Genomic DNA, 12853 nt, shown 5'->3' with positions numbered 1-12853 from the left:
ACACGATGTTAAATTTTCTGATAAACACGAACATAGTCCACTTCCATTGTACTCGGAAAAATAGTCGGATCAACTCCTTTCAATCCGCCCCAGCTGCCCCCAACAGCAAGGTTCAGTATAAGGTGAAAGCGCTTGTCGTAAGGCCATTCATCAGGCCCGGTCCCCTCATTTTCAAAGGTGAAAAAGTGTTGCCCATCTACATAAACCCGGTATTCTCCGGGCTCCCACTCAAGCTGGTAAACGTGAAACTGCTCATAGCAGGTGGGCACAATGATCGTGTCAGACCGCTGAGTGCCAATCTTATGATTGTACGTTTTGGTGTGTGACGAAGCCAGAATGGTATCAGGCATGTAACCCACATTTTCCATGATGTCGATTTCACCGCTAGCCGGCCAGCTGCCATACGCCCCATCTGTTGGCAACATCCAAATGGCTGGCCACAAACCCCGTCCTTTCGGTAGCTTGGCACAAACCTCTATCTTCCCATAAAGCCAATCACCTTTCCCTTTGGTTACCAGGCGTGCCGAAGTGTATTTATGGTCTTTATAAAACTCCTGAATAGCCGTAATGAATAGCTTCCCCTCTTTCACCTCGGCATTGGCCAGCCGTCGGCTGGTATAAAACTGTGCCTCCTGGTTTCCCCATCCCCAGTCATTTCCATGGGTATCGTAGCTCCATTTCGAGGAATCCGGCAGCCCTTGGTAATCAAACTCATCCGACCACACCAGCTTATAGCCGGGGTAAGCTTCTTCCCGATTCGATTTGAAATTGCTACAGGAAACACTAACAACCGCTAACAAAAACAGGACGACTGAAGTAAAATGCGTTCGCTTCATATATCGATACGTTGACTGATTCATTCGTTAACTGAAAACTCCGCATGCAAGCCTTCCTGTGAATTGGTTCCCACCCACACATCAAAATCGCCGGCTTCAACAACATAGTCTTTGCCGTTAAAAAACTCCAAATCTTTTGCCTTCAGATTAATCGTGACTTTCCGGGTTTCTCCGGGTTTTAAAGTGACTTTCTGATACCCTTTCAATTGTTTGACCGGGCGGGTAACACTTCCAAATCGGTCACGAATGTAGAGCTGAACCACCTCTGCAGCTTCGTACTTGCCGGTATTTTTCAAATCAATTGACACTTCAATAACGCCATCGGTTCCCATGCTGTTGGCCGATAATTCCAAATTGGAATAATCAAACGAACTATAGCTTAATCCAAAGCCAAACGGGAAAAGTGGCTCAAAGCCGGCATCCAGGTAATGCGAGGTGTTTCCCAGCGAGTGCTGCGTGGCTTCAGCCGGAATTTTATTAATATCGGTCCATTGCTCATAATCAGCCGGACGTCCGGTGTTTTTATGGTTGTAGTAGATAGGGATTTGCCCAACTGTTTTGGGGAAAGTAACCGGCAGTTTACCGGACGGAACCGTTTCGCCCAACAACATGTCAGCAATAGCCGGACCACCCATGGTTCCGGGATGCCAGGCGTACAATACGGCATCAGCCAGTTGCAGTTCGCGCGCAATAGTCAGTTGGCGTCCGGCCATGATCACCACCACCACTGGTTTCCCGGTTGCCTGAACAGCTTCCAGCAGTTCGGTTTGGCTGCCTTGAAGATTCAGGTTGGCCAGACTATGGGCTTCGCCCGAAAGAATCGACTCTTCACCCAGAAACAGAACAGCCACATCCGATTTTTTCGCAGCCTCAACAGCGGCGGCAAAGCCTTCTGTCGATGTGGTACGGCTAATCTCCAGTCCTTTTGCAAAATTAATTTTAGCGTCGCCCAGCTTGGCTTTCAAAGCAGTAAGCGGAGTCACCGAATTTTCTTTGTTCCCATCAAACACCCAGGTTCCCATCTGGTCGTGTGGCGAATCGGCCAAAGGGCCAATCACCGCAACCGAGCTAATGTCTTTCGACAAGGGCAGTAATTCATTCTTGTTTTGAAGCAGCACAAAACTTTCGCTGGCTGCCTGTTGGGCAATTTCTTTATGTTTTTCGGCCAGAAGTGTTTTTTCGGCCAATGTTTCATCGGTATAGGGATTTTCAAATAAGCCCAGGTCGAATTTTAAGCGCAAGATATTAGCCACATACCGATCAATGGTAGCCATATCGATTTTGCCTTCGTCCAACAGCGCTTTTACATTTCCAGCGTAGCAGTCACTGGCCATTTCCATATCAACACCAGCTATTAATGCTCGTTCTGCAGCTTCTTTCTTATTGGCGGCATAGCCATGAGGAATCATTTCGGCGATGGATGCCCAGTCGCTGACTACCATTCCCTGGTAGCCCCACTCCTGCCGCAAAATCTGCTTCAGGGTAAATTCGTTTCCACTGGTCGGAACGCCGTTCAAATCGTTGAAGGCTGACATAAAGGTAGCTACGCCGGCATCGGCAGCAGCTTTAAAAGGAGGTAAATAATCATTCCGAAGCTGAACTTCCGGAATCAAAGTCGTATTGTAATCGCGTCCGCCTTCGGCTGCTCCATAGCCCACAAAATGCTTGGCACAGGCAGCAATGGTTTTCGGATCACTCAAATCATCGCCCTGAAACCCTTTAACCATGGCTTTAGCCATAACAGAGGTCAGGTAAGTATCTTCGCCACAGCTTTCGGCAATACGCCCCCAGCGCGGATCACGCGACACATCAATCATCGGGGCAAAGGTCCAATGAATGCCTTCAGAAGCGGCTTCTACGGCAGATACAGCCATCGTTTTTTCTGCTATCTCAGCATTCCAGCTAGCCGCCAACCCTAATGGAATGGGCATGATGGTACGGTAACCATGAATCACATCGCGAGCAATAACCAGAGGAATTCCCAAACGGCTTTCTTCTACTGCAACTTTCTGCAGCTCATTGATCGTTTCGGCACCAACCAGGTTTAAAATAGAACCCACTTTCCCATCTTTAATGGCTTGTTTTGCATTTTCCGGTCCGCCTAACTGCCCGGGATCAAACTGCGACATCTGTCCCAGCTTTTCCTCCAGGGTCATTTGGGAAATCAGTTCCTTTATCCTTTTGTCTGTCTGTTCTTTCTTGTCCGAAGAAACTGGTGCACAGGCTCCGGTTAGCAGGAGCAGTCCAATTAAAAATAAGGAGATTGCTTTCATGTTTGTAGCGTGTAAGAAACCTGACCTGCCCCAATCGGGCAGGTCGGTTTTTAGTTAAGATTCAATTTGTAATTACTTGATTTGTGCCGATTTGATTCCCTCTACGTGAGGACCGGCCAATTCATCGAAATAGAATTCATGAGTTCCTTCTCCAACACCTGGATTCAGCATGATACGTACGATATCATAATAATCATGACTGTACCGATCGTCAGTAGTAACATCACCTGCCATCAATGGAACCAGTCCTGGATCCCAGGATAAATCAGCAGTTGGTGCTCCCGAGAAATCGTACTCAGCCACTTCCCAAGTATTGTCATTCTGAATGGTATAAGTAAGTTCCACTCCTGTTTGCCAAGCCTGTTCCATATCTGTATTTTCCAACTTCAACAGTACCACATCACCCGCTTTTCCATACACCATGATTTTGAATGTTGAGATTGATCTCAGATCAAAGCGATAGCCGGAAGGTAACTTCATATTGGCATTCGCATATTGGTTATCTGTTTTGGAATACATCGCCACACTGGCGCTTCGGTTTGGATAGATCCGGGCAGGATTTGCCATCGTAACGACAGAGCAATCCTCGCCAACAACAGCAGCCATAGCCACTTCGCTAAAGTCGTTGTACATGACCATTTCATCCAGTAAGAATGGAACATAGTCTGGATGATTAGCCGTAACGGTCACCGTTTCAGACAAATTCAATTCCCCGATAGAAGTGTTCACAACAGCTGAAATCATAAAGGTTCCGGCACGCATGTAAGTATGTGAAACAACGTCTGTATAATTGTCAGCCACCATGGTTGTACCATCACCAAAGTCGAAAGTTACCCCGTTGATCGCCTGACCTGCAGGAATATCCAGGTTAGTCAATGAAGCCTCATACGTGTTGACATCAGTTGCAGACACATCAGCCACCAAAAGCTCGGCAGCTACCGAAGGTTTCACATAACCTTTTGGAATCAGTTGGTAATGCCATGCATTACCATCACCGCCAAGAGCAACAAGCTCCATCAGGTTTTCTTCCAATTTCAAGATCTCGTACGACCCATTAGCTGCATCTACATCAAAAATTGGGAATAGTCGGGTTGTTCCTGAAAGCGTCAGGAATGATTTCCCGTCCCGTTCTTCAATAAACCAACTTCCGGGAGCAGGTGTAAAGTCAACAACATAATCGGTATCATCCTCATAGCCATTGGAGTACTCAGGATTACCTGCAATAAAATCTTTCACATAGCTCTTACCATTATTGGTTAGCGTAGCTGCAAATCCGGTAATGTTAAAATTGATTTCATCATCATACAACTCACCAACACCTTGCTTTGCCAATGGCGGAGCACTCCAATATCCCAGACCAACAGTTCCAGGAGCTCCAACCCCCAAGTGCCCCTGAGCCAGACTATCCAACACCCAGGTTTTTCCATCCAGGTCATCAACCCCACCACTCAGGAAAATAAACTTTTCGCTGGTAAAAATGGAGTAGTCCGTTTCTTCCTGAACAACTTGAGCGACAACTTTTTCAGTAAACGCACCGGTATTGGTGGTAATCGTCAATGTTACGTCATAGGTTCCGGGCAGCGGGTAATAGGCCACAATTTCTTTGCCTTCAGCAACATTTCCATTTCCTAAATCCCACTTTATCATATGAATCCCCGAAACACCCGCATTACTAACCATATTGAAATGATAGGCATCACTCCCTTGGCTAACAGTTGCCGTCACTTCCTCGGCCGAAGGCGGATAGCTCTCTCTGGCGTCGCCCGAATCAAATTCTTGTGGCTCACAGCCAATGAAGAACATCGTCAACATGGACATCAGCAAGCCTAGTTTAAATATATTTTTCATCGTTTTTTCGTTTTTAGCGATTAATAACCATCATTTTGAACCAGCTTGAACTCACCTTCTGTTTTGTCGATTTCAGATTGAGGAATCGGCAGGTACTTTTTAGTGGGTGCCCACGTACGGTTTGAAGAGTATTCTGGAAGGTTCTCAGTTAAGGTATTGGCTTCGCCCCAGCGAACCAGGTCCCAGAAACGCATGCCTTCACCTAAAAATTCACGGCGTCTTTCCAGTTTGATCAACTCTGCTGTAGGTGCAGCAGTGGCCAGGCCGGCACGCTCTCTGATTTCGGTAATAGCTACTTCAGCTGTCAACTGTCCTACTGGCGCTACACCGTGAACAACGATCAATTCAGCCGCATTCAACAGTACTTCGGCGTAACGGAAAATACGCAGGTTGTTTTCGTAGTTCAGGTCAACATCACCCGGTGGCTCGTTATACCCTTCGCGAGCGGCATATTTAGCCATAAAGTATCCTGTATTTTGGAAACGTGGCGTATAGGTTCCATCTGCAAAATGATTGATAGATGCACTCAGGCGCTTATCGCCATCTTCATAAATATCCACGATTTCTGGGCGTACGGGCCCAAAACCCCAGCCGCCTTTATACACCGACAAGCCACTGAGTTCGTCAGCACCACTCAAACCGTTTGGCGAGATGAAAGCAGGCAAGTTGGTTCCAAAACCAGTCCAACCGTCACCCCATGTTTTACCACCATATTCTCCCGGTAGATGATTTGTTTCCAGAATAGATTCAGCACCAAACTCACCTTCCCGGGTCCAGATCGATGCAAAATCAACCAGGCTGTAAGCACCACTTTCATAAATTTCGTTCATGTCAGCCAGTACTTCAGCGTATCTTGACTCATCGTTTTGATACATCACCACGCGGGCTTTCAGCAACATGGCAGCAGCTTTAGTTGCCCGACCCTGATCTGCACCTGAAACACTCATAGGCAGTTTGTCGCCTTCCAGTGCAAAATTGACATCCTCAATAATTTCGGCATAAATTTCATCAGCGGAGTACTGACGGGCAAAGTAAGGCTCTTCCAAATCTTCTTCGAAATAAGGAATGTTGCCCCAGAATTTCCACAGCCAATGCATGTAATAAGCGCGCAGGAAATGCGCCTCAGCTTTGTATTGAGCCAGACGGGTTTCATCGACATCAACGGCATTTTCGCATGCTGAAATGGCATTGTTACACCGAGCCAAGGCATTATAGTAAATGATCCAAAGGCCTTCGGGCAATTCGTCCGGAGTAGCATCGAGTTGTGACAAACGGTACAACTGTCCCTGGTCACCAGCGTCACCACCACCTTTAAAGATATCATCTGAACGCAGGTCAGACATCAGCACTATACTGTTGTAGTTTTGGTTGGCATAGCTATCAAACAGCAGCACCTGATAGCAGGAGCCTAAGTTTGATAAAATAGCACCTTCCGTTGCCGGGCCACCGGCTTCTTGCGAATCGGTCGGGTAATTGGTCAGGAAATCATCCGTACAAGATGTAAATCCCAGGATCGCAATAAACGCTATTGCTTTGATATATTTATTCATAACTTCTTCTGTTTTATTGATTAGAAAGTAATATTGGCACCAATGTTAATGGTTCTTGATTGAGGATAGATTCCCCGGTCAATACCAATGGTAGTATAGCCACCCGATGCAACTTCAGGATCAAAACCATCATAATCCGTAATTGTAAACAGGTTTTCAGCCGACACAAATACACGCAGACGGGAGATTGATGCTTTGTGCAACAACTCTGTTGGCAGCGAATAACCCAGCTGAACATTTTTCAGGCGGGCATAGGAGCCATTCTTAATGTACAAATCAGATGAGCGCCAGTTCCGGTTATTGTTTTGATTCGTCATGCGCGGAATTGAATTGGAAGTTCCTTCGCCAGTCCAGCGATCCAAAATCCAGCTTGGACGGTTCATGGCAGGAATGTCACCACGTTGTGAGAAGTCGAAAATGTCGTTGCCTAAAGAACCTTGCCAGAACATATTGAAGTCAAACTGCTTCCATTCTGCGCCAACCGTAAATCCATAGGTCCAGTCCGGCATACCTTTTCCAATTTTCGTTTTATCATCATCGGTAATGCTTTCATCACCATTCAGGTCTACAAAACGCACATCTCCAGGCCTGGCATTTTCGCCATACAAGCTGTTGTAAGCATCCGCTTCGGCTTGGTTTTGAATAAGACCATCAGTTTGGAAACCGTAGAAATACGGGAATACTTCGCCGTTCATCCCTTTCACATAACTTCCTACACCTGAAGCTCCAGCATTTTCATAAATAGCTTCACCTGATTCATTTCCCATGTTGATCAGCTTATTTTTCAGGTAAGTGGCATTGGCCGAAATGTTGTAGCTAAAATCACCAGCACTTCCGCGGTAACCCAATTCAAACTCCAATCCGCTGTTTTCCATATCACCGGCATTGGCAATCGGAGCACCTTTTCCTACATAACCAGGAATCGGCTGATCAATCAACATTCCATTGGTGGTCTTTTTGAAATAATCGAAACCAAAGGATAAAGCGCTGTTTAAGAACCGGGCATCAAAACCGAGGTCAATTTGCTCCGACTCTTCCCATTTCACATTGGCATTAGCCAATTTTGAAGGGGCACTACCATACTGCATATACATGGCATCACCTGCACCGAAATAATAGTTTTGGTTACCATCCATCAAACTGGTGTAAGAGAAGTTTCCAATCCGGTTGTTTCCGTTTGTCCCCCAGCTTGCTCTAAGCTTCAGGTAGTTGAACCATTCCGGAATATCTTCCATAAAAGCTTCGTTGGTCACATTCCATCCCACAGAAACAGAAGGGAATACCGCCCATTTGTTGTTGGGTCCAAATGAAGAAGAACCATCGCGGCGAATAGTCGCCTGCAACATATACTTTTCATCATAGTTATAGTCTATCCGTCCGAAGTAAGAAGCCAGAGTTTCATTGGAGAAACCTCCTGTTCCACCGCTAACACGTCCTTCGGTAGGAGGAGCAATCGCGTAGTCGATATTGGCTTTATTCGGATCGCTTTCCAGCAAGTCGTAATCATCGCCTGACAGGTGACGAACGGTGTACTCCTGAGCCGATTGACCCAACAATACCGTAAAGCTGTGTTTTTCGTTGATCGTTTTGTTGTAGGTCAATGTGTTTTCAAGCTGCCATACGAAACCTCGATGCATGTTTGAATATACATGGCTTTGCGTCAGGTCTTTCCCCTGCGTCGCTAAGAAGTGTTCAAATTCATAGCCATCGGCTCCCCAGAAAGCGAGGTCAACACCGTAGCTTGATTTGAATTTCAGTCCTTCGATCACATTGATTTCTCCCCAGAAAGAAGAAACAAATTTATCTTCATTGTTTTGAGCTCCGGTTGGTGCATTAAGCATCGCTACCGGGTTGGCAATTTCCTGGAAACCTGCTGGCGGAATCGAAAATACGTTTCCGTTTTTATCTTTTACGGCATTGGGGTAGTCAGCCAGAACCCCATCCGGATCCTCAGCATACACCGGAACAAGAGGATTGAACGTCAGGGCACTTCCCAAAATGGAACCATACTCAGAGTTGGTTTCAATACCACTGGACAACACCCGGGAATAACCGGCATTCACGCCTACCTTCACATTGTTCAGGAAAGAACGATCGGCTTCAAACACATTGTAAGTGGTGTTCGAACGAATACTGTAACGCTCATAATTTGAACGACCATAGTCGCCCCCTACAATACCTTCCTGGTTCAGATAACCAAAGGATAAGAAGTAAGTAACATCTTCGTTGCCTCCGTTAATGCTGATTTGGTGTGACTGCACCGGAGCATCGTAGTTGAACGTTTCATCCTGCCAGTCCGTTCCGGCTCCAGCATTGGCAATTTGTTCGGCTGAGTAACGAGGAGCTTTGTTATCATTGAGCTCCGACTCATTCATAATCAGCATGTATTCCTTAGCATTCAAAACCGATTTCTTTTTCCATGGGTTTTGCCACCCATACGAAAAGTCATAGTTAATAGAGGCTTTTCCGGACTTACCTTTTTTGGTGGTAATCAGAATTACGCCGTTGGCAGCACGGGCTCCATATACAGCTGCAGAAGCCGCATCTTTCAGCACCTCCACGGATTCAATATCGGTTGGGTTTAAGTAGCTAATACCGCCACCAACAGCCATTCCATCTACAATATAAAGGGGTTCGCTATTGTTAATCGTACCGATACCCCGAATCCGAACTTTCGAGTCTGATCCCGGCTGACCAGAGCTTTGCGTAATCTGAACTCCGGAAACGCGCCCTTTCATGACATCTTCGATCCGTGTTGGAGTTGAATTCTCCAGTTCTTCAGAAGACACACTACTAATGGCGGCCGTCACAACACTTTTCTTTTGCACGCCGTAACCCACAACAATCACCTCATCGAGGTCTGTATAGTCTTCAACAAGCACCACATCAATAACCGAACGGCCGTCAATCTCAATCGGTTGTGTTTTCATTCCAACAAAAGAAAACACGAGGGTTCCAGAGCTTGGCACTTCCAAGGCATACTTACCATCGAAGTCAGTAACCGTACCTGTCGTTGTTCCTTGAATAGACACGGAAACCCCAGGTACAGGTTGTCCATCCTCTTTAGCCGTTACAATGCCCGAAACCGCAATTTCCTGGGCAAATAAACTCAGACTAAAGAAAGAACATAATAAGAAAAATAAGATTCTTTTCATGCGTTAAGTTTTTAAATAGCAAATAATTATTCTTCACTTAGGAATTTCAAATCCATAAGCGAAAATGGAGCAAACAAACCTCATTTTAAAATTTTTTAACACTTCAATAATGCTACAGGCCCATTATTATTACCCCTACAACAATACATCAACACAAAACGCACACAGCTAACATTCAGCCGATTAAACTTGACTAATGTTTGTTTTTATATACATCAGCTGAAAATATGCTTTACAACAGAAGTTTAAATACTGGAGATAAAAGAGCTCAAATTGGTGTCGCGATCCAGCCCTAATTTTTTTCGAAGGCGGTACCGGCCAATTTCAACACCACGAGAACTTATATTTTGCAGTGTCGCAATCTCTTTGGTGGAGATATTCATTTTAATGTAGGCACAGAGTTTTTGCTCTCGGGGGGTTAGCGTTGGGAATTTTTCGGTTAGTCGCTTAAAAAAATCTTCGTGTACTTCATCAAAGTAGGTTTCAAAAAGCTCTTGCTGCTTCTTGTTATCAAATTCCCGGTCAATCCGGTTAATTATAAGGCTGATTTTTGATTTCACGGTGCTGTCAGTCACCAGGGTTTGCAGACTTTTAAGCTCCGTTTTCAGTTTGCCCATAAATTTGTTCTTCTGAACCAGACTCATTGTTTGGTTGGCTAACTCCTTATCCAAATGAATCATTTTCCCCCGCAACTTTTCATTCCTGAGCTTCACGATTTCCCGCTCTGAAACCAACACTTCCCGCTGATACTGATGAATCCGCTTCCGGTATTCCTGCAGGTTTTTGAGCCGTTCCTTTCGTTTGGATACCTGCATACGGTAGTAAACCCACCAAATAATAGCCGCGATCAATAGCAGGCCACTAAGCATGTAAACAAACCAAGCCAAAGCTGACCGATACCAAGGCGGTTTGATACTAAATGAAAAACTTGCTGGTTGACTTTCGTGCCCAAATGGATTAACGGTTTTCACCTTGAAGGTGTAATCACCTTCCCGCAAGTTCATAAACTCCGAGCTCGCCTCCTCCGACCATTCTGACCACTCGGTACTGTAGTTCTCCAAAAAATAACTGAACCGAATCCGATTCAAGTTTTTATAATCCGGACTGGAATAGACAAACTTCAAGTTGTTTCCTTTAAATCTAAAGGCCAGGGAGTCCTCCGGAAAGTTTTCGTCCATCAAATTGGGATGGAATCTTTTTTGATTCAGCTGATTCACCACCTCCCGGATGTACACCTGTTCCTGACGGTCTTTTTTCGGCTGGTAACTGGGAGAATAATGGGCCAGGCCATCTTCAAGCGAGATAAAAGTATGCTCCATATCAACCACATTGATATGCTGGAAGCCGGAAATGGTAAGTCCCGCTATCTTTTCAAAAGGCCCCACCACTTTCGTATAGCTTCCATCCTCAAGAAACCGCAACACCCCTGGTCCGTTTTCTCCGATAAACCAAATGTTGTTGTACTGATCTTCTTTGATGTAATCGACATTATTTCCCTCTCCAAAGAGTTCATTATATTCGACTGAGCGCTCAAACCGATTCAAAGCCTGATCGTAGGTATAGATTCCGTTGGGCGAGGTAAAAAGAATGTCACCCTTAATGGTCATCAGGTTGATATAAATATCAGAAGGAAGCCCATCGTTTGAGTTGTAAAAATCGTAATGAACAACCCGGTCGAGCGCTTCATTTAAACGCATCCGGAAAACACCTTTAAAACCATGACTCATCCAAATATCGCCATTTTCATCCTGAGCCATCAGTTTAGACGACTCAGAGAAATCCTTGACCTGAGTCACGAACTCCCAGGACTGCCCATCGGCGGTCTTCCTGAAAAGAGTCAGTCCGTTATAATTTCCACCAAGCAGGTAATCGTCATCTTGCATGAGTTCGATGAAAATCCAGGCTCCACGAACATCCGAAATCATTCGGGCCGTTTCACCCGCAATCTCATAAGTCCCATTATCATGTCCGCACAGCACAACCCCATTATGAACCCCCAAATACCAAACCTGACCAATGGTTTTTGGAATCAACCGAAAGCCTTTAGGATCAATCGTCACATCTTCAGGCCAGTCTTTTACATACAGGCCATGATTGGTGCCCACATACAACTTCCCATTATGAACCAAAGACGTGTAAGTAGCCCCCAGTCCTTCCGGGTCAAACATGAACGTAAACGGAGATCCCACATCAATGTAATCAATGCCATTATCCAGTCCGAGCCATAAATTACCTTCCTGATCAGCACCAATGCTAAGGATCGTATTATTCTGCAAGCCTTTTTTCTTGTTCACATGCTGAATAATTTGCCCGGACTCATCGGTAATAAGTAAACCTCCCTGAATGGTTCCAAAAGCATAGTAAGCCTCGTTAAACCGCGTGGCCGAAAAAATCTGATTTTCAAGCAAGAAATCATTGGCCGGGCCTTTCCATGGCGTTAACTTTTCCCCGTCATAACTATACACCCCATGGTTGGCCGTACCAATAAGCACCCGGTTATTATAAACGGGCAGTATCGCCCAAATTTCCTTATCATCAAGCTCATCCAGCCCTTTCAGCTTGAAAAAATGCCCTTGACGGTATTCGCACAATCCGTCCACCTCATCCTGTACCCACAGGTGTCCATTAACATAGAATGAAAATCGAATCCGGTTGGATAAGGGAACACTTACAATGGCTTCATTCCGATAGATAAACAAATGCGTGTACGACTGAAAAACAACACCAAAACTGGTTAAGTGAATACACCAAATTTCTTCAAAATTCCGTTCGTCAACCGCCACCAAATCCAACAGAGAACGGTATTGAAGCTCTCCTTTGGCATCGGGCTCCATGTACCCAAAGTCATTTTGTTGCCCCACATAAATACGCCCATTATCGTCAATCTGCAAAGCCCGAACAATGGAGCGATTGGGCAAGCCATAAAGCTGCCAGTGGTTACCATCAAATTCAAGGACCCCATCGTTATTGGCAAAGTACATGAAGTTAGAGTGGTTGGAAGCAATGTGCCAGTTTTGCGCACTGCCTCGATATTCCTGTTTCGAAAAGTGTTGGATGTCGGGAATCCCCACATCTTTCAATTGCCCAAACGACAAATTGGTTATCGTCAGGATACAGGCAAGCATCAGATATCGCAGATAGTTAGTAGGCATGAAACAAATATAGTTAAAATCAGATTTTACACCGACCAA

6 protein-coding genes are annotated in these 12853 nt (G+C 45.4%); all 6 read right to left on the bottom strand.

All coding sequences use genetic code 11. The annotated features are described in order from the left end of the window. Positions 1 to 8 precede the first annotated feature (8 nt). Positions 9 to 836: a glycoside hydrolase family 16 protein gene (locus tag ACRD6K_RS09990; RefSeq protein ID WP_430973134.1), complete on the bottom strand. Its 828-nt coding sequence runs from the start codon at positions 834 to 836 to the stop codon at positions 9 to 11. A 20-nt stretch (positions 837 to 856) separates the two neighbouring features. Beyond that, positions 857 to 3109, bottom strand: coding sequence for a beta-glucosidase BglX (gene bglX / locus ACRD6K_RS09985; protein ID WP_430973133.1), 2253 nt, complete (start codon positions 3107 to 3109; stop codon positions 857 to 859). A gap of 72 nt (positions 3110 to 3181) precedes the next feature. Continuing rightward, positions 3182 to 4957, bottom strand: a complete 1776-nt coding sequence (locus tag ACRD6K_RS09980) for a PKD domain-containing protein (protein ID WP_430973132.1) — start codon at positions 4955 to 4957, stop codon at positions 3182 to 3184. A 20-nt stretch (positions 4958 to 4977) separates the two neighbouring features. Continuing rightward, positions 4978 to 6507 carry a RagB/SusD family nutrient uptake outer membrane protein gene (locus ACRD6K_RS09975; protein ID WP_430973131.1) on the bottom strand — a complete coding sequence of 510 codons (1530 nt, stop codon included), beginning with the start codon at positions 6505 to 6507 and terminating at the stop codon, positions 4978 to 4980. 20 nt (positions 6508 to 6527) lie between these two features. Then, the gene (locus ACRD6K_RS09970; protein ID WP_430973130.1) at positions 6528 to 9662 is read right to left on the bottom strand and encodes a SusC/RagA family TonB-linked outer membrane protein; all 3135 of its coding nucleotides are present in this window, start codon (positions 9660 to 9662) and stop codon (positions 6528 to 6530) included. A 245-nt stretch (positions 9663 to 9907) separates the two neighbouring features. Beyond that, the gene (locus tag ACRD6K_RS09965) at positions 9908 to 12814 is read right to left on the bottom strand and encodes a ligand-binding sensor domain-containing protein (RefSeq protein WP_430973129.1); all 2907 of its coding nucleotides are present in this window, start codon (positions 12812 to 12814) and stop codon (positions 9908 to 9910) included. Between the last annotated feature and the right edge of the window lie 39 nt (positions 12815 to 12853).

Origin of the sequence: Sunxiuqinia rutila, assembly GCF_050589705.1 — a bacterium.
In the GTDB taxonomy this organism is placed as follows: domain Bacteria; phylum Bacteroidota; class Bacteroidia; order Bacteroidales; family Prolixibacteraceae; genus Sunxiuqinia; species Sunxiuqinia rutila.
The sequence above is the reverse complement of the archived record's forward strand: the minus strand, read 5'-3'. Positions and strand labels throughout refer to the sequence as shown.

Bases quoted from the DNA above. Each gene is read 5' to 3' on its own strand.
- bglX (WP_430973133.1), bottom strand. From the start codon at position 3,109: ATGAAAGCAATCTCCTTATTTTTAATTGGACTGCTCCTGCTAACCGGA.
- ACRD6K_RS09980 (WP_430973132.1), bottom strand. From the start codon at position 4,957: ATGAAAAATATATTTAAACTAGGCTTGCTGATGTCCATGTTGACGATG.
- ACRD6K_RS09990 (WP_430973134.1), bottom strand. From the start codon at position 836: ATGAAGCGAACGCATTTTACTTCAGTCGTCCTGTTTTTGTTAGCGGTT.
- ACRD6K_RS09975 (WP_430973131.1), bottom strand. From the start codon at position 6,507: ATGAATAAATATATCAAAGCAATAGCGTTTATTGCGATCCTGGGATTT.
- ACRD6K_RS09970 (WP_430973130.1), bottom strand. From the start codon at position 9,662: ATGAAAAGAATCTTATTTTTCTTATTATGTTCTTTCTTTAGTCTGAGT.
- ACRD6K_RS09965 (WP_430973129.1), bottom strand. From the start codon at position 12,814: ATGCCTACTAACTATCTGCGATATCTGATGCTTGCCTGTATCCTGACG.